Source organism: Veillonella nakazawae (genome assembly GCF_013393365.1).
GTDB lineage: Bacteria > Bacillota > Negativicutes > Veillonellales > Veillonellaceae > Veillonella > Veillonella nakazawae.
On record NZ_AP022321.1, the window covers coordinates 1764578 to 1791060 of the forward strand.

The 26483-nt window shown below is 40.8% G+C and carries 26 protein-coding genes; 1 reads left to right on the top strand and 25 read right to left on the bottom strand.

What is annotated here, in order from left to right:
* Positions 1 to 317: 317 nt before the first annotated feature.
* From VEIT17_RS08195 to pduB (VEIT17_RS08300), 22 genes are all read right to left on the bottom strand, one after another.
* A complete protein-coding gene (locus tag VEIT17_RS08195; protein ID WP_178885587.1) occupies positions 318 to 4571 on the bottom strand; it encodes a 2-hydroxyacyl-CoA dehydratase in 4254 nt (1417 codons plus the stop codon).
* Between the two features lie 476 nt (positions 4572 to 5047).
* Positions 5048 to 6166: a 1-propanol dehydrogenase PduQ gene (locus VEIT17_RS08200; protein WP_178885589.1), complete on the bottom strand. Its 1119-nt coding sequence runs from the start codon at positions 6164 to 6166 to the stop codon at positions 5048 to 5050.
* Positions 6167 to 6177: 11 nt separating this feature from the next.
* Positions 6178 to 7611 (bottom strand): aldehyde dehydrogenase family protein, encoded by a 1434-nt coding sequence (locus VEIT17_RS08205; protein WP_277872755.1) that lies wholly within the window; start codon positions 7609 to 7611, stop codon positions 6178 to 6180.
* A 128-nt stretch (positions 7612 to 7739) separates the two neighbouring features.
* Positions 7740 to 8024 (bottom strand): EutN/CcmL family microcompartment protein, encoded by a 285-nt coding sequence (locus VEIT17_RS08210; protein WP_008602356.1) that lies wholly within the window; start codon positions 8022 to 8024, stop codon positions 7740 to 7742.
* Positions 7993 to 8484 carry a PduM family microcompartment protein gene (gene pduM / locus VEIT17_RS08215; RefSeq protein ID WP_024066334.1) on the bottom strand — a complete coding sequence of 164 codons (492 nt, stop codon included), beginning with the start codon at positions 8482 to 8484 and terminating at the stop codon, positions 7993 to 7995. The genes VEIT17_RS08210 and pduM overlap by 32 nt, the downstream gene beginning before the upstream one ends.
* Position 8485: 1 nt before the next feature.
* A complete protein-coding gene (gene eutJ / locus VEIT17_RS08220) occupies positions 8486 to 9325 on the bottom strand; it encodes an ethanolamine utilization protein EutJ (protein ID WP_129823482.1) in 840 nt (279 codons plus the stop codon).
* A 10-nt stretch (positions 9326 to 9335) separates the two neighbouring features.
* The gene (gene pduL, locus VEIT17_RS08225) at positions 9336 to 9956 is read right to left on the bottom strand and encodes a phosphate propanoyltransferase (protein WP_178885590.1); all 621 of its coding nucleotides are present in this window, start codon (positions 9954 to 9956) and stop codon (positions 9336 to 9338) included.
* 6 nt (positions 9957 to 9962) lie between these two features.
* Positions 9963 to 10238, bottom strand: a complete 276-nt coding sequence (pduA, locus tag VEIT17_RS08230; RefSeq protein ID WP_005385294.1) for a propanediol utilization microcompartment protein PduA — start codon at positions 10236 to 10238, stop codon at positions 9963 to 9965.
* A gap of 26 nt (positions 10239 to 10264) precedes the next feature.
* Positions 10265 to 10708, bottom strand: a complete 444-nt coding sequence (locus VEIT17_RS09880; protein WP_178885593.1) for a BMC domain-containing protein — start codon at positions 10706 to 10708, stop codon at positions 10265 to 10267.
* Positions 10709 to 10730: 22 nt separating this feature from the next.
* Positions 10731 to 11573 (bottom strand): propanediol utilization microcompartment protein PduB, encoded by an 843-nt coding sequence (gene pduB / locus VEIT17_RS08240; RefSeq protein ID WP_178885595.1) that lies wholly within the window; start codon positions 11571 to 11573, stop codon positions 10731 to 10733.
* Between the two features lie 2 nt (positions 11574 to 11575).
* Positions 11576 to 11857 carry a propanediol utilization microcompartment protein PduA gene (gene pduA / locus VEIT17_RS08245; protein ID WP_008602344.1) on the bottom strand — a complete coding sequence of 94 codons (282 nt, stop codon included), beginning with the start codon at positions 11855 to 11857 and terminating at the stop codon, positions 11576 to 11578.
* 44 nt (positions 11858 to 11901) lie between these two features.
* Positions 11902 to 12909 (bottom strand): nicotinate-nucleotide--dimethylbenzimidazole phosphoribosyltransferase, encoded by a 1008-nt coding sequence (locus VEIT17_RS08250; protein ID WP_178885597.1) that lies wholly within the window; start codon positions 12907 to 12909, stop codon positions 11902 to 11904.
* 18 nt (positions 12910 to 12927) lie between these two features.
* On the bottom strand, positions 12928 to 13368 hold the full coding sequence (locus VEIT17_RS08255; protein WP_129823408.1) for a EutP/PduV family microcompartment system protein: 441 nt from the start codon (positions 13366 to 13368) through the stop codon (positions 12928 to 12930).
* Between the two features lie 13 nt (positions 13369 to 13381).
* Positions 13382 to 13744, bottom strand: a complete 363-nt coding sequence (gene eutS, locus VEIT17_RS08260; RefSeq protein ID WP_038117203.1) for an ethanolamine utilization microcompartment protein EutS — start codon at positions 13742 to 13744, stop codon at positions 13382 to 13384.
* 85 nt (positions 13745 to 13829) lie between these two features.
* Positions 13830 to 14552 (bottom strand): MIP/aquaporin family protein, encoded by a 723-nt coding sequence (locus VEIT17_RS08265; protein WP_105089788.1) that lies wholly within the window; start codon positions 14550 to 14552, stop codon positions 13830 to 13832.
* Between the two features lie 10 nt (positions 14553 to 14562).
* Complete coding sequence (locus tag VEIT17_RS08270) at positions 14563 to 15618, bottom strand: cob(I)yrinic acid a,c-diamide adenosyltransferase (protein WP_178885600.1); 1056 nt, start codon at positions 15616 to 15618, stop codon at positions 14563 to 14565.
* Between the two features lie 27 nt (positions 15619 to 15645).
* On the bottom strand, positions 15646 to 16020 hold the full coding sequence (locus tag VEIT17_RS08275; RefSeq protein WP_119206722.1) for a glycerol dehydratase reactivase beta/small subunit family protein: 375 nt from the start codon (positions 16018 to 16020) through the stop codon (positions 15646 to 15648).
* Entirely contained in the window at positions 16017 to 17843 is a 1827-nt protein-coding gene (locus VEIT17_RS08280; protein WP_178885602.1) for a diol dehydratase reactivase subunit alpha, read from the bottom strand. The genes VEIT17_RS08275 and VEIT17_RS08280 overlap by 4 nt, the downstream gene beginning before the upstream one ends.
* An 18-nt stretch (positions 17844 to 17861) precedes the next feature.
* A complete protein-coding gene (locus tag VEIT17_RS08285; protein WP_060924424.1) occupies positions 17862 to 18398 on the bottom strand; it encodes a diol dehydratase small subunit in 537 nt (178 codons plus the stop codon).
* A gap of 11 nt (positions 18399 to 18409) precedes the next feature.
* On the bottom strand, positions 18410 to 19108 hold the full coding sequence (locus VEIT17_RS08290) for a propanediol/glycerol family dehydratase medium subunit (RefSeq protein ID WP_119206723.1): 699 nt from the start codon (positions 19106 to 19108) through the stop codon (positions 18410 to 18412).
* Between the two features lie 9 nt (positions 19109 to 19117).
* Positions 19118 to 20779, bottom strand: coding sequence for a propanediol/glycerol family dehydratase large subunit (locus tag VEIT17_RS08295; RefSeq protein WP_178885604.1), 1662 nt, complete (start codon positions 20777 to 20779; stop codon positions 19118 to 19120).
* A 21-nt stretch (positions 20780 to 20800) separates the two neighbouring features.
* The gene (gene pduB / locus VEIT17_RS08300) at positions 20801 to 21502 is read right to left on the bottom strand and encodes a propanediol utilization microcompartment protein PduB (RefSeq protein WP_038124004.1); all 702 of its coding nucleotides are present in this window, start codon (positions 21500 to 21502) and stop codon (positions 20801 to 20803) included.
* Positions 21503 to 21990: 488 nt separating this feature from the next.
* Here pduB (VEIT17_RS08300) and VEIT17_RS08305 point away from each other — a divergent pair, with 488 nt between their 5' ends.
* Positions 21991 to 22881 (top strand): PocR ligand-binding domain-containing protein, encoded by an 891-nt coding sequence (locus VEIT17_RS08305; protein ID WP_178885606.1) that lies wholly within the window; start codon positions 21991 to 21993, stop codon positions 22879 to 22881.
* Positions 22882 to 22982: 101 nt separating this feature from the next.
* Here VEIT17_RS08305 and VEIT17_RS08310 read toward each other — a convergent pair whose 3' ends face one another.
* The 3 genes from VEIT17_RS08310 to VEIT17_RS08320 form a co-directional block, all read right to left on the bottom strand.
* Complete coding sequence (locus tag VEIT17_RS08310) at positions 22983 to 23804, bottom strand: MetQ/NlpA family ABC transporter substrate-binding protein (RefSeq protein ID WP_178885608.1); 822 nt, start codon at positions 23802 to 23804, stop codon at positions 22983 to 22985.
* 254 nt (positions 23805 to 24058) lie between these two features.
* A complete protein-coding gene (locus VEIT17_RS08315) occupies positions 24059 to 25372 on the bottom strand; it encodes a DUF389 domain-containing protein (RefSeq protein WP_178885610.1) in 1314 nt (437 codons plus the stop codon).
* A 9-nt stretch (positions 25373 to 25381) separates the two neighbouring features.
* The gene (locus VEIT17_RS08320) at positions 25382 to 26419 is read right to left on the bottom strand and encodes a nicotinate-nucleotide--dimethylbenzimidazole phosphoribosyltransferase (protein ID WP_178885612.1); all 1038 of its coding nucleotides are present in this window, start codon (positions 26417 to 26419) and stop codon (positions 25382 to 25384) included.
* Between the last annotated feature and the right edge of the window lie 64 nt (positions 26420 to 26483).

Genomic DNA, 26483 nt, shown 5'->3' on the forward strand with positions numbered 1-26483 from the left:
TATACAGCTTAAATTAAAATCTGCTAATTCTTTTTTACAAATACACTATGCACAATAAAGGAAAGCACCTGTCCAACTGATTGTAGGAAAAAGAGATGTGGCATAGCCACATCTCCTTACATCTATCCATATCTGCACTAGTTATATTTTCAATGGGACGTCCTCATAACAGGTCTATATAGAAAAGAACAAAGTCCTCTCTGCAGCGATTTTACGGAACGTAGTGACGTACTGAGCCAAGAGAGGGCTGTGTTTTTTCTATACTAGTAATATGTAATTGTCACGGGGCCCCATTGAAAATATAACGGAGCACGCTTTTATTCAAACATTGTCGATAGTAATAGTTTTAGTCGATTTGCTTGGTTTACTGCACTGGAGCCTGGATCGTAGTCGATAGCAGCAATGCGCACGTCTGGGTAGGCAGCGGATAGTGTTTTAACCATGCCTTTACCTGTAACGTGGTTTGGTAAACAGCCGAATGGTTGCAAGCATACGATTTGTTTAGCCCCTTTTTCAATGAGGTCAATCATATCGCCTGTGAGGAACCAACCTTCACCGCATTGGTTACCAAGACCAATGTAGTGAGCCGCTTCTTTTGCTACTTCTGTCATACGTTGTAGAGGGTCAAAGTTTTTAGACGCTGCTACTGCTTTAGCGTATGGCAAGCGGTAGAGTTCAAGGGCTTCACGAGCCAATGTACCAAAGAAGCCAGATAGCCATGTACCATCAAGGTGCTTAGCACGATATGTACTGTCCATTGCGCAGTACAAGAAGAAGTCTAATAAACCAGATGTAACGACTTCGCCACCTTCTTTTTCAATGAGTTCATTGATATGGTTGTTAGCACTTGGGTGGAATTTAACGTAAATTTCCCCTACGACGCCAACGCGAGGTTTTTGTACATCTTTATTGACCGGTAAGTTATCAAAGTCATGAATGATTTCTTTGATGTACTTATTATACTGACGAAGGCTGGCAGATGTAATGTTTTCACGTAATTTTTTAATCCAGTAATCACATAATGCATCTGTAGAGCCCGGGTTAGTTTCGTAAGGACGTGTAGCCAATACGCATTGCATGAGGGCATCACCGTAAACAACGGCTTGGATCATACGATGCAAGAAACCTTTTGTCAATTTGAAGCCTGGTTGACGTTCCATATCGCTTGCATTAAGAGATAGGATTGGCACTTGTTTCATACCAGCGTCAATCAATGCTTTACGCAAATAGCCAATGTAGTTTGTAGCACGGCAACCACCACCTGTTTGAGAGATGATAACAGCTGTTTTATTGATGTCGTATTTACCAGATAATAGTGCAGACATGAGCTGACCAACAACGATAATCGCTGGGTAACATGCATCATTATTGATATATTTCAAGCCCACTTCAATATCGTCACGCGTTGGTGCTGGCAACATTTCAAAGTTATAGCCTTCATTTTTGAGGACTGGATCTAAGAGGCTAAAATGCAATGGTGACATTTGTGGCACCAAGATTTTATAGGTCTTACGCATTTCCTCTGTGAACACCACGCGATTATAATCGTAGGTTGGCAATTGTTCTTCCACCACTTCTGGTGCCTCTGGGTTGTGATGACGACGCAAGCTACGTTCCATTACAGATTGCAAGGAACGCAAACGGATCGTTACAGCCCCAAGGTTTGTACCTTCGTCAATTTTGAGTAAGGTATGAATCTTATGGTTTGCTGAAAGTATATCTTTTACTTGATCCGCTACGATAGAGTCGAGGCCACAACCGAAGGAGTTGAGCTCAACAATTTGGAAGCCTTCTGTTCTACTTACGAATTCAGCAGCGCGATATAGACGGCTATGGTAAGACCATTGGTCTACAACACGTAAATGCTTGATTTCATTCCCCAGTGGCGCAACGCCATCTTCTGTAAGAACAGCCATACCAAGAGATGTAATAAGCTCTGGAATACCGTGGTTAATACCGGAGTCCAAATGATATGGACGACCAGCTAATACGATGGTAGGAATTTGTTCTGCTACGAGGCGAGATACTGTTTTCTTTGTCGCTTCACGGTAAGAAGCCTTACAATTTTCTTGTTCTTCCCACGCTTTTTCAACAGCGTTAGCAATATCTTTCTTCTTGAGATTCAAGAAGTCCAATGCTTTCACAAGAGCAGGAACAAGAGATTTCTTATCAGCTAATGGCAAGAATGGTGCGTGGAATGGAGTATCCCCTAGAACCTCTTGCATGTTGTTTTTGATAAGTTCCGGATAGGAAATAACCATTGGACAATGGTAATTATTGTCACGGCTAAATTCCTTAGGGCCATGTTGAATACAAGGGTACCAAACAAAGTCTACTTGTGCATTCGCAAGATCACGAATATGACCATGTACCGCTTTTGCTGGGTAGCAAGCTGTATCGGATGGAATCGTATCAATAGCCTTGTTGTATTGTTCCTTTGTAGTGTAATCGGAAAGGATTACTTCATAGCCAAGTGTATTAAAGAATGTAAACCAGAATGGGAAATCCTCATACATGTTGAGGACGCGAGGAATACCTACGCGCATTTTACCTTCGAACTCTGGAATATTTTTCTTCAAATAATAGTCGAAGTAACGACGTAATTTAACGTCTACTAAGTTAGGAACTGCTTTGCGTTCTTCTTGAATCATACCGCCCGCACCGCGGTCACAACGGTTACCCGTTACGTAAGTACGACCATCAGAGAAAGCATTGATGGTAAGCATACAGTTATTGGAGCAAAGTCCGCAATTACGCATTGTCGTAGATACTTGTAAGGAGTTAAGACCATCACTATCGAGCAAAGTGCTTTTTTCCTTTTGTAACTCTTCTGCCGTTTCAGCTGCAAGAAGGGCCATACCATAAGCACCCATCAAGCCAGATACGTCAGGACGAATTACTTCTACGCCCATCAATTTCTCGAAGGCACGCAATACGGATTCATTGTAGAATGTACCGCCTTGTACAACGATATGATCACCCAATTCTTTAGGATCTTTTACCTTAAGAACCTTATAAAGGGCATTTTTAATAACAGAGTAAGCAAGACCTGCCGCAATATCTTGTACCGTAGCACCTTCTTTTTGAGCCTGCTTAACCTTAGAGTTCATAAATACAGTACAACGAGAACCCAAGTCGATTGGCAAGGATGCCAATAAACCTTCCTTCGCGAATTGATCGATTGGAATGCGTAGACCGGATGCGAATGTATCGATGAAGGAGCCGCAACCAGAGGAGCATGCTTCGTTCAATACGATATCTTCGATATAGCCATCGCGAACCTTACAGCATTTCATATCTTGACCGCCGATGTCCAAGATAAAGGATACATCAGGGCAGAAGTAACGAGCTGCACGATAGTGAGCCATTGTTTCTACTTCGCCAATATCGATACCAAGGGCGCGTTTAAGGAACGCTTCGCCGTAACCCGTTACACCAGAATGCGCAATATACGCGCCTTTTGGTAACAGTTCATAAATCTTCTCGATCATTTCACGAGATTTTTCTAATGGTTTACCATGATTTGGACCATAGTGAGAGAATATGATTTCCTTATTGCTATTGATGAGAACTACCTTAAGAGTGGTAGAACCAGCATCAATACCAAGGTAACAAGGACCTTGCGCATCTTCAATATTCGCTTTTGGCGTTACGGCCTTAGCGTGACGAGCGCGGAATTCTTCTAATTCTTGTTCATTTTTAAATAGAGGCTCTACACGATCTGTAGCCTCCATAGGAATACCGATGAGGGCACCAATTTCCTTTGTTAATTGACCAACCGTAATCTCACGACAGTCTTCTTTCATCAAAGCCGCCCCTAAAGCGATGAATAATTCACCATTTTCAGGGATAATGCGATGCGCTTCATCTAGTTCTAAGGTATCGCAGAAACATTGACGAAGTTCGGACAAGAATGTTAACGGCCCCCCAAGGAATGCTACATTACCTTCGATTTTATGACCGCATGCAAGGCCCGCAATTGTTTGATTTACAATCGCTTGGAATACGGATTTTGCAATATTTTCATGAGATGCGCCTTGGTTTAACAATGCTTGTACGTCTGTTTTAGCAAATACGCCACAGCGTGCTGCAATTGGATAAATCGTATCGGCATTCATGGCCAATTGGTTAAGACCAGATGCATCAGTTTGTAATAAAGTCGCCATTTGGTCGATGAAAGCACCTGTACCACCTGCACAAGAACCATTCATACGGTGTTCTGCCGTTTGACCTAAATAGGTTACCTTCGCATCTTCACCACCAAGTTCGATGATAACATCAGTTTCTGGATACAACGCTTTTACAGCACGTGTTTCAGCAATAACCTCTTGCACGAATGGAATGCGTACCTTTTCAGCCATCGCCATACCACCAGAACCGGTAATACATACATGAACTTGATCATTTTCATGGCCCACTTGAGCCTCTTGGAGCAAGGTATATACGGTGTCCAAAATGTTTGCATAATGGCGTATGTACTTTTTATACAAATAATTATCGTGTTCGTCTAATAGTACAACTTTAACCGTTGTAGAGCCCACGTCAATACCCATGCGTAGCATGTGTTGCATAAATACCTCTCTTTTCAAAAAACGTATGACCACACAAGATCATACTCATATTGTGAAAGTAGTACATTGAGCATGAATCTAAAATATAATGCACCAAACATCTAATTAAACTTAGATAAGGATAAGCTTTCACAAAAACATCTAATTTTTTAAATATCCTATACATATTATACAACAAATGTAGATAAAATCTATGTTTTTCTATATTCCAATGAGTTATATGGAATATGACTAAACTTGAATAACACCTCTACATTGAGATAGGATGTAAAATTAATTATATCATTCTAAGGTGAAAAAAGGTGTACCTAATAGCACATAACTTAAGCAATAAATAGGTAAATATTATTTCTATTTCTATTTCAATTAACAAGAATAAGGGCATACAAAAAGAGGCTTCCATGAAATCATTAAAGCCTCTTGTATTTGTATTGTTTATTATATACTTTTGAGTTTTATTATTCACTCTATATAGGTTACAAAATCTTTTTATATAATCCGATAAGATCATCATGGTTAGCTGGGTATGGATTAAATCTATAACACATATCCTCTAGTGCTCTATCTGCCATGAGGTTAAGTTTTGGTTCAGATGTAGCCTTATCTACACCAAATTCAGTCAGTGTCATTGGACATTCTAAAGTTCGTTGTAGTTTTACAATCGCCTCTAGTAATGCACCTATTTTATCTCCATCGGATGCTTTATGCGATGCAAAGCCCAACTTAGCAGATAGATGGGCATATTTCTTGGCCACCTCTTGGTTACGAGAGCAATTAAATCCAATCACATAAAGCAAAAGCATACTGTTAGCTAGTCCATGAGGTACATGAAATTGCCCACCCAACTGATGTGCCATGGCATGAACGAGACCCACGCCAGCCTTGTTAAAGGAAAGTCCTGCAAGGCATGATGCTTCGTGCATTGACATGCGATCTTGGTCTGTGGCTGTTGACTTATAACATTTTGGTAGGTATTCAAAGACAAGCTCAATTGCTTGCTGTGCCAACGCATCAGTAAAATTATTTGCAGACGTTGCTACATAGGCTTCAAGCGCATGAACAAGAACATCCATACCGCTAAAAGCAGTAACATTTGGAGGCGATGTTTTTACAAATAATGGCGTTAATAATGCTTCATCTGGTGATACCGCATCATCCATAAGAGGATATTTAATTTGTGTTTCGCTATCTGTAAGAACAGCAAAAGAGGTCACTTCTGATCCAGTTCCACTAGTAGTAGGAACAGCAATAAAGGATTTGATATCCATATGCTTTAACTTACGACCAAAGTAAGCAATGCCCTTACTCATATCGATACAGGAGCCCCCACCTATGGCAATGATTACAGTTGGTTTAATGCCTTCCATAAACTCAATACCCTTTACTACATGCGTAATCGGTGGATCAGGTACCACATCAGTGTAGATGGTTACCTTATTTTTACTGTCCATTAACCCCATCACATACGTAAGGCTTGGAGAATCTTTTAAAAATGGATCGCATATGATAAGGATAGATTCATTAGAAAATGCTGTAAGACGATTTAACGAATCTGGCCCTGCATAAATCTGGGTTGGAAAAGTCCATTTATTCATATGCTCACCACCTATCGAATATTAAATCCTGTTGTTAAGCAACATCTACGACGTCGTGCAAAGCAACGAGCCGATGTAGTAGATTCCCCAGTAGGTGTAGCAATTGTAAAGGTTGTCGTACCCTCACCACTAAATCCAAGCCCTGCATAGGACGGACCATTCTTAACAAAAATGGAAGTTTTCATTTTACGAGCCATCCGGTTGAGGCGTTCCATATTCAAGGAATGCATTGTGGCCGTATGATGTAAGCCTGCTTCTAACATCAAGCATACATCAAGACCTTCGTCAAAGCTATCTACTGTAACAACAGGTAAAATAGGCATTAACATCTCAATTACTGCAAAGGGATGATTTTTTGGAGCCCGCATGATAATTAACCGTGGATCACCATTGTACGGAATATGTGCTGCATCAAGAATAACGCTTGCATTTTTACCGACAAATTTTTTATTTGGTGTCCCATTTGGCAACACTGTTAAATCGACTAGGCGTTGAATATCCTGTTGATTTTCAAGGAGAATACAACCTGCTTTTACCATTTCTTGAACTAGCTGTGGCTCAATTTGACGCATGGCTACAACGCTCTTTTCAGCGATACATAGAATATTATTATCTAGACTAGCGCCGAGAACAATATCTTGAGCGGCCTTTTTAATATCTGCCGTTTCATCTACAAAGGCCGGTGGATTGCCTGCACCAGCACCGATAACCTTTTTACCACTTTGAAGCGCTTGTTTTACTACGCCAGGACCTCCAGTAACAACTAATAGGCTCACATCTGGATGTAGCATCATCTCTTGAGCAGACTCAATAGATGGCTCTCGAAGTGTAACAATAAGGTTTTCAATGCCAATCGATTTAGCAATAACTTGATTGAGCTCACTAACAAGCTCTCGACTCAAATTCTTGGCGCCTGGATGAACGCTAAAGAATATAGCATTTCCGGCCGCCAGCATACCGATGGAATTACATATTAATGTTTCTGCCGGATTCGTACTTGGCGTTATAGCACCGATGACACCATAGGCTGATAATTCATATAATGTCATACCATTATCACCAGTTTCACACTCTGTAACAAGGTCTTCTACGCCCGGTGTTTTATTTAGTGTAAGGTTTAATTTTAGTACTTTATCCGCAACGCGACCCATCCCCGTTTCGTCAACGGTTTTCTGAGCCAACTCTTGCACTCGTGGACGCATAGCAGCACGGATGTCTGCTATTACCTTTTCACGGGTTGCCAAGGTACAATCTTCAAAGCGTGCTTGCGCTGCTTTTGCAGCTTGAATTGCTTCATCAACCGTATCAAATACACCTGGCTCAACTTGACCTCTAGGCGCTTGTTTAATAGGTTGTGATGAGGCCATTTCTTGCTTTTGCCCCTGTAATATATCTATAACCATGGAGCGGATCATTTCTTTCAACTGTGTATTGTTTTCCATCATGAACCTCCATATAGGTTGCATTGCTGATGCAATGACCATGTCAACTAACGGTGTCCACAATCAAGGATACATTCATGATGTGACACAATAACTAGGTTTAACTCTGGCACCAGCTATTTCCTATACAATTATTTTTCAAAACTATCAATAATACCCACAATAGCGCAATCTACTGCGGTGCCTTTATCATCTTCGAAAATATGCCGTGCCGATGAGCCTCGAGTTAGAAGCACATATTCACCTTCACCAGCACATACTGTATCGACGGCGATTTCTATGCGCCCCGTCAACTCTTGTTCTCCATCGAGAATATCTACCATCATCAGTTTCATTCCCTTTAGAGATTCATGCTTTTGAGTAGATACGATACTACCCACAACTTTACCGACTTGCATACTTCTCGTTCCCTTCAATTATTGTGATACCTAAGCGCTCGATTTCATCTCGAGCAGCCATGGTGAACCGTTGTCCCCTATATATGACGATAATAGACTGACTTTCACAAGATCTAACAAAAGAGGTCGTTATCCACGCTTGATGACTGGCATATATAGGACGACCAAATTTATCTAGAAATTTGATAGGCCAATCTAGAATGACTGATGGATTCATCAACGAGGTTACAGGAACTGCTAGGTGTATCGTCACCTCACAGTCATACGCTAATGCACGATGTAAATAGGCAACCCAAGGCACCAATGTATCGCACATTAACTCTCGTAAATGACCATAATCTATACCAGCGAAAGAAATGAGTTGGTTCTGCAACAATATATGCTCATCATAGCTATTGCACTCTGTGACCATAAAAGTAGCAGTGGATGTCATGCGCTTTTCTAGGCGTTCTAGCACCAGTTTAACTAATGCATCCATATTAATGCTCACTTCCCATGGCAATCCCTAAGGGCGTTACAAACTCTGGGTATAATGGCTTATCTACGGGTAATCCTATATATTGACTGAAAGTTTTTGTAAACTCCTCAAAATTAGAAGCACCACCTACAACAACAATGGGAGTCCCCTTTTCATAGCCACCCTCTTGTAACGCACGCTTAGAAATAGCTGCCATTTTTTCAACCACAGGCCGTATGGTTGCATATACATCGCGTTTATTTGCTTCATTGCGCTTATAGGCCTCCGCTTCAGGAATAGAGATGCCATAGGCCCCGCTAATTACAAGGTTCATATGGGTGCCTCCTGTAGGCTCATCTACGGTATATACAACTCGGCCATCTTTTAAAATGCTTATGCCCGTAGTACCACCACCGACGTCGATAACAGCGCCATCGGTGATTCCGAGCACATTAGCAGCAGCGGTAGGCTCGTCTAAAATGCAGGTTACTTCAAAACCGGCACTTTCAAGAACATGACCTACTACCTCTTTATTCTTGCCTATCGTTCCAGGTGGAACAGCTGCTGCGGCATATACAAGCTCTGTGCCTAAGGCGGCTTCCGCCTTAGCCTTTAAAGCTCTCGTAATTGTAACAGCTCCCACATAGTCAACTACAAGGCCATCTCGAATAGATTCGTTGTATTCAAAAGCACCATATATAGGTTTACCTTTATCGTTTACTACGGATAGGACAATAGATGATGTACCAAGGTCAATGCCTACGCGTAAATTCTTTTGATTATGAGAGCTCACTTGTTTGGACTCTACAAGATCAGAGAACTCTTGCAAGGTATTATTTGCCTTTTTCAAACCTTTCATCATATCACCTACTTTACTGTACAATTCTCGCCATCACTGTACCTTGTACATTGGCAGCGTTTGCCTCATCTGTATCAATATGGAATTCTAGGACAAAACCAGGTACAGCCCGAACGATGACATCACCAAATACAGTAGTGCGTTCTGGCGTTTGAAGTTCAACATTAACGCTATCGCCATCGTTTACATTAAGCCGTTTTGCATCATCAGGTGACATATGAATATGTCGTTTTGCAACGATGCAAATAGGTTTTGTAATTTCCCCGTTTTCCGTACATAAAGTAATCTCTACGGCTGATTCTAAATGACCAGATAGCACAATAGGAGGTTTTATACCCAATGCACGAGCATCGGTCAAAGATACCTCTACTTGTGACTGTTTTCTAAGGGGACCTAATACGCGGACATTTTGAATGACCCCTTTAGGCCCCACTAAAGTAACTGTTTGTTCTGAAGCAAATTCTCCAGTTTGTTTTAAGTCACTTTTTTTAGTAATAGCCTGGTCAGGGAATAATATATCCCAGTCCTCCTGACATAGATGGACATGTCTATTGCTCACACCTACGGGAATGGACGATTCGAACATGGCTTCGATCACTTCTCGTACGATAGCACGAATCTGTTCCCGATCCATAAGCTATTATCCTTTCTTAGGTAAGATCAATTCTACATCGCTATGAGGGCGTGGAATTACATGAGTAGATACTACTTCACCTACTTTTTGTGCTGCTGCACAGCCTGCATCAACAGCTGCTTTTACAGCGCCTACATCACCGCGAACCATTACTGTTACAAGACCGGAACCGATTTTTTCAGTACCTTCTAATGTAACGTTAGCTGCTTTTACCATTGCGTCAGCCGCTTCAATTGCGCCTACTAAACCTTTTGTTTCTACCATGCCTAATGCGTTATTCATGATAATCTCCTTTATTATTTACTACTTTATTTCTTTTTAGTGTTTTTCTTTGGTGTTATTTTCTTTGTACCTGTTGATTTAGAACTTTTCGGTTCCATGATCGTAGATACTATCTCATCTAACACCTCAACAACCTTTTTATCTAATTGGGGTTTCTCTGTTTCATCAGCTACCTTAGCCGGCTTATCTGTAAAATCATCATTAAAGGATTCGACTAAGCCTTCTGCAGGTCGAGGAATTACTTTGTGAGCTACATACAAGTTCATACCTTTTGTAATCGCCACACCTGTTTGAACAGCTGCTTCAACAGCTGCCACATCACCAGTTACCTTTACGGTCATCCAGCCAAGTCCTCTCGCCTTTTCTATTCCTATGAGCCGTACATTTGCAGCTTTAACCATTGCATCTGATGCGGTGATAGCCCCCAGCAAACCAGCTACTTCTAGTAACCCTAGTGAATCTTTCACCATGCCACCTCCCGACGTTTATTCATTAGATAATGTAAGCATTACCTTTGTTTTTAGGTCTTTCTCCCATAGTTTCTAGTAACGCTAACCCCACATCACGTGCTGCTTTTACAGCTTGTTTAACAGCGCCAGAGTCACCAGAAATTAGTAAAACAACTTCATTTGACATATCTGAGCTCGATGGAGACTGATAATCTACCACATCTACATTAGCTGATTTAACTGCTGTATCTGCCATAACTACACCTATTGCTGCTGGGGCACCTACTAATAACCCAAAGGCTTTACCTTCTGGTGTCCCAAAAGCAGTGACTAAGGCTTCTCCTGCACGCGCTGTATATTGGACCTCCACATGGCCTGCGTCATTCATATATACTTCGCCAAAGGTGCGTTCTAATTCACGTAATGCTACTTCCACAGAACGTCTTACATCGGATACGTCATCGCCACCAAATATGATAAGGGAACCAGAACCAGCGCCACCTTTCATATCACGGGCCAGTTCAATGCTAACAATCTCTGTATTCGTTGCTTTTACAGCTTCATCAGCGGCCATAATTTGCGGCCCTGCACCTGTACGTGAACCTAAGATACCGATGGATCGATATGACTTAGTGAGCTTCATAGCTTCCAATACTTGACTATCAACATTGGCAATTACGAGACCAATCGTATCGCCTGTTGTAGTGCTACCTACGTGTTCAGTAATCATAGAAGTTTGTAGTTGACTTACAGCAGGTGAACTTACAGGTGCCGAAGCACATGATGCATTACTAGTCGCGCCTGAAGTTGTGCTTAAATCAGCACTATCGATACGCATCAATACGCGCTTTAAAATCTCATCTACCATACTTTTAGTATCGGCCATAATTATTCACCCTTTGTTGGTAAAATACCTTCTACATCTTTATGTGGTCTTGGAATTACATGAGTAGAGATAACAACACCTACCCGTTCTGCAGCAGCTGCACCTGCGTCTACAGCAGCTTTTACAGCACCTACATCACCACGAACCATAACAGTAACGAGACCAGAGCCAATTTTTTCATTGCCTACGAGTTCCACATTAGCTGCTTTAAGCATTGCATCAGCTGCTTCAATAGCGCCTACTAGACCCTTAGTTTCCACCATACCTAATGCTTCTTGTGTCATCTGTTTTCTCTCCTTTTACAAAACATAGAATAAAGATTACAAATTTATTTTTCTAATAGTTCCACCATAGTACCTATATTCATAAAGGCAAAGTGCGCTGTTTTAAGTAGTTGTACCATGAGTACAGCACCAGTACCTTCACCTAACGCCATTTGTCCATGGATTGGAACTTCATCAAGACGAATATTTGCATAAGCCAATGCTGCGGCCATCCCTACCTCGCGAGAATAATGAGATGGAATACCGTATAATGGAGCGTCTCCATTCATTTGAGTAGCACAAGCCATGGCAACGGCTGTAATATATCCATCGATTACAAATGGGATATGTAAGTCTGTACAAGCCACCATAGCACCTGTAATAGCGGCTATATCAAAGCCTCCTACGCGGCTAATTACCTCTTTAGGACTATTTAAGTGTCCCTTATGATGAGATAGTGCAGTACGTACAAACTCTCTTTTTTGATTCATGTAGGCCTCTTCATCAGGGCCAGATCCAGGACCTACAGTTATCCGTGGGTCTAGTTTTGTAAGGCCACTCAGAACAGCTGCTGAAGTAGTTGTATTACCAACACCCATTTCGCCAAAGGAAAATAGATTGATACCCGATTCTGCATAGTAAACAACTCGGTTATATCCAGCTTGGTATGCTAGGTCAAACTCTTCATCACTCATAGCAGCACCATCTAATATATTCTTTGTGCCTTGAGCTACCTTTCGATTTATCCCAATACCTTGTGGGCACGCAATGCCTACATCTACCACTTCATAAGGAATATGGTTAAAGATACAGTAATTAGCAACTGCACTTTTACCATCAATCATATTCTGAGACTGTTTACGAGTAATCTCATAGTTATAACCGATTAGACCATCTACGGAAATACCATTATCTGCAGAAAAGATAATATGCTGAGCCTGAATCTCAGGTTTCATATCTTGCCAAGCGAGACACATTTTTTTGAAATATCGTTCCCATAGACCCAAGCTTTTTGGAATGATCGCCTTATTTAAAATAAATTGATTAAGTTGTTCTTCAAACACTTTGTCCATGGAAAAACCTTCTTTCAACTAACCGTATATGTAGTTACATAATTGTTTTAACGACTCTTCGTCGTGAACTGATATTTCAAAAATATTAGTGGCTCCCGCTAGTTTAAGATTGCGCCGAGGCGCCTCAACATCTTTACCCGTGTCCACCTTTGATACAACCCCTATAACCTCGCGATTTAAGGAGTTTCCAAAGTTTGGTGGGAATATGGTTGTTTCATCACCTGCAGGAATCATGAAAATCACTACGTCCGCATCATAGGCGTGCAAGATAATGCCTCGATAGTAATTAGGATTCTCCATATATTCTCCAGGGGTATCGATGAAGTTTCCCACTCTCGTTATGGCTTGTGTCTTATGATACGTAGCCGAGCCATGAGTAATCGTATCTGCTAATGTAGTCTTACCACAACCGCTACGACCTACTAGAAGGATACGTTTTTCTTTCTTTTCGGTGCTCATAATTACCCTTTCATTAGGATCTTGTTAAATCCGTTGGAAAGAATCCTAATATGCGTTGCAGACCTTCAATTACGCTGCGCAAAGCAGATTCAACAGCAGATACATCACCAGTTATGAGAAGTGCCCCCGAAAATCTATCGATGAAACCGATTTCGATATCACCAGATTTACTTGCAATATCGGCTGCAATAATGGTCCCTTCGCCAGGTGTTATGGTAAGAATTCCAATAGCATTGCGTCCTTTTTCCTCAAGCCCCATTTTTCTAAATAGATCTGGCTTAGGATTGGCAATAACATGAGCTATCGTAACCTGCTTTCCGGGTACAAACTCTTGAATGATGCGCTGTTTTGCATCAATTACCTCTTGAAAGGCCATATAATCTCCTCCTAATGTAATATGTATTCTTTAAACTATACTGACATGTTATAGTTTGTCGTTGTTTTATATACTCTAGCTATAGTTAAGGTGCCACTAATTGGAAGAACAACACAGCTAAACCTGCCCCAATCAATGGACCAATAAATGGTACCCATGCATATTGCCAGTTCGCAGTTCCCTTATTAGGAATCGGTAATAAGAAATATGCTAACCGTGGACCAAAGTCACGGGCTGGATTTAATGCATATCCAGTAGTTGCACCAAAGGACATACCAATGGATGCTACCAAAATACCGATGACCATAGGTGCTAAACCATCGGCCATTTTTCCTAAGCAGAGAATCGCTAGCATAAACATAAATGTTGCTATAATCTCAGATATCAAATTGAAAGGTTTATTATCGATTGCTGGACCTGTTGCAAAAATCCCTACACAGTTTCCTTCGTCAGGACCGGTTACTTTAAAGTGTGGATAATAGAACAATGCAGCAATGGCAGCACCTGTAAAACCACCTGCAATTTGAGCTATGGACATTGGAATGACTTGATCCCAAGGGAATATACCTGCTACAGCAAGAGCAAAGGTAACGGCAGGATTCAAATGCCCAGGGCCACCAAGTGTAATCCCTACATATACACCAAAGGCTACGGCAAATGCCCATCCGAAGATAATGTGTAGCCAGTTAGTACCAAAAATACTAACAATGGTTTTCTTTAACAAGATAGATGCATTGGTAGTATTACCAAATGCAATTAAAACGGCAGTACCAACAAACTCACTAATATACATTTGCGTTACGTCCATTGTTTTCACCTCATTGAGTTAACAGAGATTGTAATGCATGAGATGCAATGTCCATATCTTCTGCCACAGTGCCACCGCTAATGCCGAAACCACCGACAATTTCGCCGTCGATGATAATCGGATAACCTCCACCAAAGGTACAGATTTTACGATTTACCATGGATTCAATGTTGAATAGATCGCCATCAGGCTGTGCACTTTGATGTACTTCATGAGTTGCCGCTTTGAGAGCTACTGCAGTATACGCCTTTGCCTGTGCGATGTCGTTACTGATGAGCAATGCATCTGACATACGTTGGAAATACATTAATACACCGTTTGCATCTACTATAGATACAACGATAGGTACGCCTATGGACTGAGCGTAGTCCAATGCCGCTTGTGAAAGCTTCGTCATAATATGTTCTAACTCTGTTCCAGTTGACATATCAATAACTCCACTTTCAGCAGTATGCTCTATATTACTTACGCATTGATTGCTTTCTGTCAGTATTTCCTTACGACTAGTTGCTACACGTTCTGAAACGCGTTCTACAATTGTTTCTACAAATTGTATATAGTCTTCCATGCGAGCCATGATATATAGAGCATCAGATAGTCGATTAATAAATTTACGAACCTCATCGCGAATAGGTTCTACAGAACCTAAACTTATAAGCAATCGTTCACCACGACGACAAATAGTACGCGCCACGTGTAGCTCTGCAGCAGATAGATAATTTCCGCTTAATATAAAGCTATGTTGCTGTGGCAATCGATTAGTATAGTCATCGATCATGTATTCCAATTCGCTTATATCTTGTTGTGAAATTAGATTACTACTTTCACTTAGATTTTCCACATGAGGCGTGGCTACCTCCGCACATAAGCGGAATAGCTGATGTTGTAATGTGTGAAGCACATGTTTATTGTCTGGTGAGACGACTAATTTCTCACATACACTAACCTGTGCATTTAATTCATCAAAGGTTCCATATGTGTCCACACGAAGTGAATTTTTAGGTACTCTAGTGCCATCAAATAAGGCCGTTGTACCTGCATCACCGGTTTTCGTATAAATAGCCATATGCACCACCTCTAAAGTTAGTTAGATTTAAAAAGCTACTTCCAATCGTTCATCGGAAACGAAAGGATTACCTTTTACAAGGCGGGCTGCATTGACACCTAAGGTGCGTAAGCTATCTGGATATTGAGCATAACCCGTAAGTCGATAAATAAATTGATGCATTGGTATGTTTTTATAGGTCAACACAATCGCCTCATCATCAACGCCTATCCCAACAGATAAAGCGGAATTACGAGATGCTAGGTCAGCCAATGTCATATGCGTACCACTATGGGACTCAATGACAACAGGTAGACCTTCCTCTTCAATTCCATATAGAACGGGTTTTAGTATATCCTCACTGATATGCTCTGTAGCATACAGCAATATGGTTGGCTTACTGACGATACTTTGATCCATCATAGGCCTCCCTTCTGTACATAGGATAATACCAATCCTGTTGCTACCGCATTTCGTGCCCCTTCAACGCCTCGAATATTGCCTCGCCCCGCTACTAATGCATATTGTGAAAGTGCATCAGTTACGAGTTGAGGAATTTCAAAGTCTAATGCAGAACCACCTACGATAACTACAAATGGTATATCTCGCACATTATGAGTAGGACTAACAGATGCCAAAGCGCGGAGTGAGTTTGTGACAAATACCCGTTTCTTTGCGGTTTGACGAACACGCTTAATCTTTTCTAGAGGGATATCTCGCTCTACAGGAACGAGCCCATCTGGCGTTACGATAACAACGCGTCCAAACAATGCTGCCGAAAGTGGTTCATTAAAGAACTGCACCGTTCCATCTTCGTGACGAATGTGATATACACTGAGTACTTGAGCCAATGGATCTCGTTTGATGGCTTCTGCAATATGCATATCCTCTAAACCAAGTTCAGAATTGATGAGCATAGTTACCATATTTCCTGCTCCTGCAAGATGAATGGCTTTAATTTTTCCTTCTTGGTTAATGATGGATGCATCAGTTGAGCCTGCCCCTAGATCGAGTATGGCCATTGGTTTTGCTGTCCCCGGTGTAGTCAAAGCGCCTAAGATAGCTGATTCAGCCTCTTCACCACCGATTTCAACTGGTACGCCTAGCTCTTTTTCTACCTGCTTTGCAATGATTTCCATTTGTAGATGATCTGACTTAACCATGGAGGCAATGCCTACGGCTTGTTCCATAGAGAACTCACCTGCAAGGCCACCCTTTACATTGATAGGAACAGCTACATCTACGGCTAGCAAGTCTTGGATGAATACATCTTGCGGGGATTTATTCGTCAATTGAGCCATTGTAAGGCGAACCTTTTCAAGCATGCCACCTACGTTCGTACCTGCTTCACCACTGATATCATCGATAGGATGAACAGATTCGAGGGTTTCCATAATTCTCTCTGCCCCAGCAGATACATCGACGGATACAGTTCGATCATTCCCCATAACAATGATGGATCCTGCCGGTATTACCCGCTCCTTAACGTCCCCTGCCGGTGTTTTGATGACTACAGCTGAGCGATTTCCGATAAGAGCTCTAGCGATAGGTACAATATTCTTTGTTTCCTCTGGTGAAAGCTCAAATACAGTGGCAATCCCATAAGGATTTGATAATTGTGATACCACTTGCCCCGGTTCTACAACCTCTACGGCAGAAAGCATGCCCATTGGGATTTTATCGATATACGCAACCTCATCTACGATAGGAATTTTATGATCCAATCGATTGTTAACGAGTACGCCGTCATCGGCTTGAAGGATAGCAGCTCGAATATCATAACCTCGTTTGCAATATGCATTAATCAGCTGTGCTATCAATTCAAAATCGATAATCTTTGAAGCTACCACGATGTATGGCTGACCTTGTGGCTTATCAATTAGTTGCTCAATGGGAACGGTATACCCTACACCAAGACCTAAGCCACCTGGTGTTTTAGGGTTGTGCCCTATCATGGTAGATTCCGTAATTATGGTTTCTGTAATCGTTTCCATGGCCACATCGCCGATAACTGGTGTAGCCTCATTAATGCGAACTAAGTCAATGTCTCGTAGTGTAAGATTAGCAGACCTAATTAGCGACTTGAGGGCATCCATGAGACCTACGATATTTTCGCGTGTTCCTTTAATACCAGTGGTACTAGCGATGGCAGAAGATAAGAACTTTACCTCTCCATTACTATGAATTTCGGCCAAGGCCGCTTCTGTTGTAGAGTTTCCGATATCGATGCCAACAATTCGTTTCATAATGACATCTCCTATAGGTTAATTATCACCTTTAAGTTTTTTACGACGTTCGTAATTTTCTGCAGCTTCTCGTACAAAGTTTGCACAAATTGGAGCCCCTAAACCATCAAGTTCGCTAGCAATATCTAACAGTTCTTGTTTAGAAGAACGATATGGACGAAGTGCATTATACATTTCAAGTAAACGTTTATCACTTACCTTCGTCATTTCTGCGGCGCGGGAGAAGTTGAGTTCAATTTGATCTCGGCCCCCAGCCTTAGCAATTTGACCTTGAGCTTTCAAAATAGATGGAGAAATTTTTAAATCGTCCATTGTAATATGTCCGGCCATTACGTTATCCATCGTAATATGGCTTAAATCTCGGCCTTGACCAAGATCAATCCATTCTGGATGTTTTTTAGCAATCGGATAATCCTCGATGGTAACCACTCTATCTACAACTGTTGTATTAGGTGTAGAGGATGTATGAGGCGCAGAGTATTGTGTGGTATTTCCCTTTGCCCCGTCTATTTCAGATACGATCTGCCGAATTAAGGCTTCTAATTCGTTAGCCATAGTAAACCTCCTTATACAGTGACACGAACTTCATCAGCTGGCTTACCTTTTACTACATGCTTAGTTTCCTTGATATGAAGCAATGCAGATAATGCTTGATATTTTGGACGAGCCATTTGATCGTTCAATGTTGGTACTGGTGTTGGGGATTCGCCCTTAGCATATTTAGCAGCATTTTTACCGATAGCGCGGTATGTTTCAGCTGTTAATAGAGGTGCTTGAGGGAATAATTCCAAGTTTGAAAGTGGTTGTAAGTCCCGTTGGTGAATCAAAGTAGTACCTTTAGATTGAATACCGATGCATACACCAGATCCAGAAATAGAATCGCCTTCAACGGCTACGGCCGCTACGTCAGAGGAACGGTATACGCGAATTACACGAGCTTTTAAACCTTCTTCTTCGATACCAGCTACTAATTGGCGAATTACCTCTTGATGCGGTACACCAACGATGGTTTGTCGTTGACTACGGCCAAAGGCAGGGCCAACAGCAATAACCACTTCATCTGCGCTTGTACCAGGTTGTGCAGGGCCACCAGTTTGGAGCCAGCTATCGTCACCAGTTGGATCTTCATGTCTAGGAGTAGCACTTGGTGTTGTGCTTTTACCAGCACTAGCCTTGAATTGTGGTGCTTCATGAACACCACCCATTTCTTGTAAAACGTCTAGGATAATAGAACGTAATACATCTCTGTTAATTTCAGCCATCATGACACCTCCTTATATATCCCGTGGATCAATGGCGTTTGGAATATCTTTAATGCGTTCCCAATCTTCACCTTCCACACGATAACCTGTGCCAACACCTTGATAGTCATTTCTATTGTTAATCGCGGAGATAACATTGAAATCACGGTCAAAGATGGCCGATGTTTGTAAGTAATCGCCGGAGATTTTTTGTTTTAATAGATTCAAAATACTTTGTGCTACATCAGGATGACCTTCTTTAGCTAAGCCTTTTACAAAGTCAACACCTGTAACACCGCGGTTCAACAAGTCTTGAGCCGCTTTAATATCTGCAACCTTGTCGCGAGGAGGCATATCTTTAGAGCCATTCGCATAAGTAGCAGCCTCTACCTCTTGATCTGTAATCGGAGGCAAACCTAATGCTTTGAATAAAGCTTGTAGTGCACGAGCCGCTTTATTACGAACTGCTACTACTTCTTCTTCACGAGCAGGGATAAGACCGCCATTTACCTTAAGGTCACGTTGGATAACTGTCCAGTCATCATAGTCCTCTGCATCCCAGTTCGAACCAGCAAACATGTTGTCATAGTTTGGTGTAGAGCTATAACCAGAACAGATAAAGTCAGTACCTGGTGCAAATTGCATCAATGTACGAGCTGTTCTACGCAAATCAGAATGACTGAATGTTTGGTCATTACTAGATGCACATTCTAGGTCGAGCATAGCTGCTACAAGGTTTTCTGCTAATACAGCGCGGATACCAGAAGGTACAGCTGCTGGAATACCGATACAGCTTACAGAACCATTTTGGATACCTTGTACGCCAGCGCCTTTTGTAATATATAGGCAGCGGATTTCAAGGTACAACATAGATTTACCTTCTGCTTGGCCCATTTGTACTTCAGAACCTGTACCAGAGGTGAAGCGCATTTTAAGACCACGAGAGGCATAAGCAGATGCGAGGAATCCTTTAGACCAAGGTGTATCATCACCATCGGTAAATACGTCTTCTGTACCATATACGGAAATTGTTTCTGCATATGCTGTGAAGCCACGCATGCCAAGTTCCAATTCTGTCGCTTCTTCCAAGGAGCATTGTGTCAATACACCTGGACGACCACATTGAGAGCCTACGAGTAAGCTAATCGCATTGAGTGGTGCGTAACGAGCAACGGCTACTGTTGTTTCTTCTTCTGCGAACCCACGAAGTGCACCTTCCGCAGCATCGGCTGCGATTTGCACTGGATTGTCGTTTACGTTCGTTACATGGGCTTGGTTAGCCATTGTACGACGAGCACGCATTTTTTGCATACATTGCATCATCTCAACAACGTTCATAGAAGAAACAACTTCCAACATTTTCGCTGGAGTAATAGATTTACAAATCTTAACGATTTCTTCACGAGGTACTGATGGTGTAAGCATCATATTAGCAATCTCTTTTGAATCCTTTGCCATTGCTTGTTCAGCACCATCGAGAACGATACCGTAATTTGCAATAAATGTATCGATAAGATCAAAATCTTCGCGGCGTTTACCATCGAGTTCAACGATGCGACCACCTTCGATTTTGAGGCTAGGCTTTGGATCTTGAGGAGATTCCATGGCTATAAAACCTTCCTCTACCCATTCCTTTACATAACCATCCTGATTGACAGGACGTTGACTTAAGACTTCGAAACGTTTTGATTTCATAGGGCATACCATCCTTTCAGATTAGATATAGGAAGGGGCTCCGTTCACTGGTTCGTCACCCATAGTACCGAGCAATTGTTTACCTACTTCACGAGCAGAAATAACCGCTTGTCGTACAGCCCCAGAATCGCCAGAAATCTGTAAAATTACTTCGTTAGAATTACTTGTACCTGCAGAAGGAGATGCATAACCGATTACATCAACGTTTGCAGATTTAACAGCTACATCGGCCATAACTACGCCAATAGCTGCTGGAGCACCTACGATAAGGCCAAAAGCTTTACCTTCAGGAGCGCCAAATGCTGCATTTACTGCATGACTAGCGCGTGCTGTATATTGAAGTTCAATATGACCAGCATCGTTTGCGTATACATCGCCAAAAGTACGTTCCACTTCAGCTAATGCTACTTCAATAGCTCGTTTTACATCGGATACATCATCACCACCAAAAATGATTAACGACCCATGGCCTGCGCCACCTTTAGTATCACGAGGTAATTCAATACTAACAATTTCAGTATTGGTTGCTTTTACTGCTTCATCAGCAGCCATAATGTGTGGGCCTGCACCAGTACGAGCACCTAAAATACCGATGGAACGATATTTTTTCTTTAGTTTCATCGCATCTAATACTTGTTGATCTACGTTAGCAATTACAAGACCAATAGTATCACCAGTTTTACTAGTCCCTACAAATTCAGTTAATCCACATGTTGTCGCCATAATACCCTCCATACGTATAATGAAAGTATCAAAGTATCTATGTACAGAAAACTATGTTGCGGTATACCATTTTATATTTTTTATCATTTCTTTAACCATTCATATGTATACAACCCTAGATTCTGTACACCATATATTGCTATAGAGCATGCCTTGCTATTCAGTCACAACCCATCGGACTCAATCCTTTCTAAATACATGTACTATAAGGCTTATATCTACCTTTATTATAAAAATTATTAAATGTAACTTTTTTATGTATATTCGTAAAATGCGATTTTTCTATTACTAAAATACGACAATCCTGTTATACTTATACATATAAAAGCAAGAAATAACTTAATTTTATAGGTATATGAATTTTAGGTGGTATGTCACTTTTCTCTTTTCTCAGGTTTAGAGCCGTCCCATTAGATAGAGAGCAAGTAGAGCTATTTAACGGTGTGCTTACTAGACCTCTTAACACATTTGTGATTGGAGGTTTTACCATGATTTGTACGAATGAAGATACTAAGCTTATTAATGAAATCATGCGCGATTTTACAAACATAACAAAGATTGCGGCTATTTTTGTTAATAATCGTGGAAAAGTGTTATCTCAAGAATATAACTTTTCTCCTTTTTGCAAGGTTGTAAGACGCAATCCAGCTTACGCCAAACGCTGCAATCAATGCGACTTATATGGTGGACTAGATGCTACAAAAGAACTATCCTCCTGTCCGTACCGCTGTCATATGGGCCTTATAGATTTCTCCGTGCCCATCATGAAAGATGGCGCCATCTTAGGCTTCATCATGGCAGGACAAACAAAAACAGAAGATACAACAATCAAACCTATTTTGCCTACCCAAACCGATTGGCATGATGACACCAAACTTCGTGCACTATATCAGGCATTACCAGTTCTTACAGCAGAACAAATCTACAGTGCTACAAAGGTTTTACGGATTTTGGTAGAGCACTACTTCCCATTTAACGATGCCATAGCAGAAGAGATGCCTTATGAACAATTGCCAGACTTTGTGGAGTCTGAACGACCTATTAATCGTCCAGAAATTCGAAAGGCTATGTTATATATAGAAAAAAATCTGGGCAAACGCGTGTCGCTCAGAAGGATTTCGGAACATATTCATTTAAGTGAGTCCTACTTCTCTAAGATTTTTAAAGATGATACAGGACTTTCAGTAGTGCAATATATAACACTATTGCGCATACAAGAAGCAAAAAAACTATTAGTATATTCCCAACTAACAGTTAATCAGATCAGTAAAACATTGGGCTATAACAGAACTAGTTATTTCTGTAAAATTTTCAAAATGGCTACCACTGAAACACCTCATTCATATAGAAAAAAATATGCAAAACCAATTCATCCATAATATAATAAAAAAGGCGTAACACCATTGGTGTTACGCCTTTTTCGTATCTATAGAGTTTGTCATGAGAAGGTATTTCAGATACATATATTATTAACGATCAATTAGAACGCTGGGATGATAGCCCCCTTGTAGTGTTCTTCGATAAACTTCTTAACTTCTGGAGATTGTAATGCTTTAGCTAATTTTTGGATAGCTGGTTTATTTTCATCACCAAGGTTAACAGAAAGAAGATTTGCATATGGAGAGTCAGCTTTTTCTACGAATAAGCCATCTTTTGTAGGATTAAGACCAGCTGGCAACGCATAGTTAGCATTGATTACTGCTGCATCTAAATCTTGGATGGAACGAGGAATTTGAGCGGCTTCTAACTCAGTAATTTGAATATTTTTAGGATTGCTAGTTATATCAAATGGTGTGTTAGTCAAACCAGTTGGATCTTTCAATGTTACTAAACCTGCACTTTGCAACAAGAGAAGTGCACGAGCACTGTTTGTTGGATCAGATGGAATTGCTACTTTTGCGCCATTTGGCAAGTCTTTCAAATCTTTAATTTTTTGAGAGTAGATAGCCAATGGTTCAATGTGAACTGGTGCGAAGCTTACAAAGTTTGTGCCATGATCTTTATTGTAGTTATTTTGGTAAGGTACGTTTGCAAAGAAGTTTGCATCTACTTCATGGCTAGATAGAGCCATATTTGGTTGGATGTAGTCTGTAAATTCAACGATTTGTAAGTCTACACCTTCCTTAGCCAAAATAGGTTTAACTTGTTCTAAAATTTCAGCATGAGGTACAGGATTTGCTGCTACCTTTAATACCTCTTTAGAGCCACTAGAGCTCGCGTTATTTGTGGAAGAGCCACAACCACTAATCAATAAGGACGCACCTAGTACGGCCGTCGCTGCTAATGCTAACCATTTTTTCATGTAATCCTCCTATCTACGATGAAAACCTACATCTCGGACGAAGACTCATACGTATACAATATTCGTAGATAATATAACTTTAATCTATAGCAAGATAAGAGTAATTACATTTAGCTATGCCAAGTACATAAAAACGGTACTAAGATGATTCCCCGTACTACTAGGTAATATACCTAATGGGTACAATCAAACTTAGTACCGTTATAAATATCGCTCTATATAATAAACAATCTAATCAAAATCCAAAAATCAACTTATAGAGTTGACGTTGTTTGCTCCACAGAAATAGTTACAGGCGCTGATAATTTAGCCTCTAACCAAGCTTTTATTCGTTCCAAATCTGCATCAGATATAGTGGATGTAGTATGGATAATCACCATATAGCGACTCGCTTTAGGCTGTTCTAGATTATCTATTAAAGGCATGCCTTCCACTTTGCTTACAAACGGGAATAACGCCTTTGCTTCAGCTTCTGTCGTTTTCATAGTATTTATAGTTTCACTTACTAATTGATAAGTCGGCTGGTATAGATTATTCAAGTTTTTATATGTTTCAAGATTCTCTGAAGATTTATTCAAGTTCGTCTTATCCATAGTAGATTTTTTCTCATCTACGCTATTAACAAATCGTAATGTATAAGGCTGCAAGTACTCATCTTTCTGTAACTTGTCATCCAACTTGGCTTGCTCCTCTGAAGTCACAGGAGCTCCTATAACTACTATGTCTACTAGCTTATTCGTTTGATCCAATGAATAATCAATTACTTGTCGACGTCCCTCTTGATTAATATCATTCTTAATAAACTGCTCCATATGATTTGACTCAGAATACTTGATGGTCATATCATAGCCTGCATAAATACTTGGTATAGCCATAATAAGACCAATCACGAGAAATATTAGCTGGTTACGACGATTAACCTCTTCTGCTTGTTTATGGAATGGCAAACTATATACACCCTTTAAAACAATAAAAGCTGCAAAGAAGATGAAAAATGCATTTATAAAGAATAGATAGCCAGCCCCAATGAAATATTGCCAATTTCCATTAGCCAGTCCATATCCTGCCGTACATAGTGGTGGCATAAGTGCAGTCGCAATCGCAACACCTGGTATAACATTATCTAAGGTCTTACGCGTTTGCCCAATAATCCCAGCTAACCCACCAAATATAGCAATGAATACATCAAAAATATTCGGTTCTGTACGTGCTAATAGTTCAGATGTAGCCGCCTGAACGGGAGAAATATAAAAATATAAAGCAGATGCCAAAACAGCAATCGTAACCTGTAAGGACAATCTTAAAATACCGCTTTTTACAACTGTAAAATTAAGCGTAGCAAAGCCAAAACCAGTTGCTAAAATAGGTCCCATCAACGGTGATATAAGCATAGCACCAATAACAACTGCCGTACTATTCATATTCAACCCAATAGAGGCGATAAATATGGAGAGAATCAGGGTAACCAACGCAGGTCCCTTAATCTTAGCCCCACCTATCAACCTTTTAGAGATAGTTGCATCATCAGCGCGCTCAAAATGTATATCAAAGTATTTATTTATTTTCATTCTTTCTCCTTATAATTTCATCAAATCTGCAAAGGTCCCTACATTTACAAACATATGCTGTGTCGTTTTCAACATTTGAACCATTAAGATAGCTCCTGTCCCTTCCCCCATCGACATGTGGGCTTGAATAGGAACCATGTCTTGTGTAATATCTACCTCTGCTAAAGCTAGCTCTGTGCCTTTTTCGCGGGAATGATGTGACGGCAATGCATAGTCTGTAATGCGCTCGTTCATATGTACCGCACAAGCTGCCGCTACAGCTGTAATAAAGCCATCAATGACAAAAGGCTTTTTAAACTCAACACAAGCCAGCATAGCCCCAAGAATAGCAGCAATATCAAAGCCCCCTACATGGGCTACAATTTTACGAACTCTTTCAACTTCACTATCAGAAACAATACTAGCCTTATGCTTATCTAATACAGCGCGCACAAAATCAATTTTTCGTTTCATCAAATCTGGTTTATTCGGCCAAGAACCAGGTCCTACTGTTTCAGTGGGATCAGCTCCAGTTAAGGCAGACAACACACAGGCAGAAGTCGTCGTATTACCAAGTCCCATTTCACCAAAGGAAAAAAGATTTATCCCTTGCTTTACATAATGTTCAACTCGTTCATAGCCAGCTTGAAAGGCACTATTAAATTCATCCTCAGTCATAGCAGGGTGGTTTAATATATTCTTTGTCCCCTTTGCGACCTTGCGATCCACTCCGATACCATCATCTGAGGCAATTCCTACATCCACAACTTCATAAGGAATGTTGTTAAAGTTACAAAACTGTGTAGCCGACGAACGACCCAAGAGCATATTACGCGACTGCTTTTGTGTCACCTCATAGTTATAACCTACATAGCCTTCCATATTACAACCATTATCAGCAGAAAATATGATATGCTGAGGTCGAATTTCACCACTAATCTCGCCCCAAGCAGTACAAATCTTTCGGAAATACTCCTCCCACAAGCCTAGACCGCCAGGGATTAGGCATTTTGGTTGAAGAAATCTATTTAATTGTTCCTCAATTGGTAATACTGACTTATCTTTCATTCTAATCTCTAGTCTGCAAAGAATATGCCAACTAGCCTTCTATTAATTCGATATTTTTCTATAT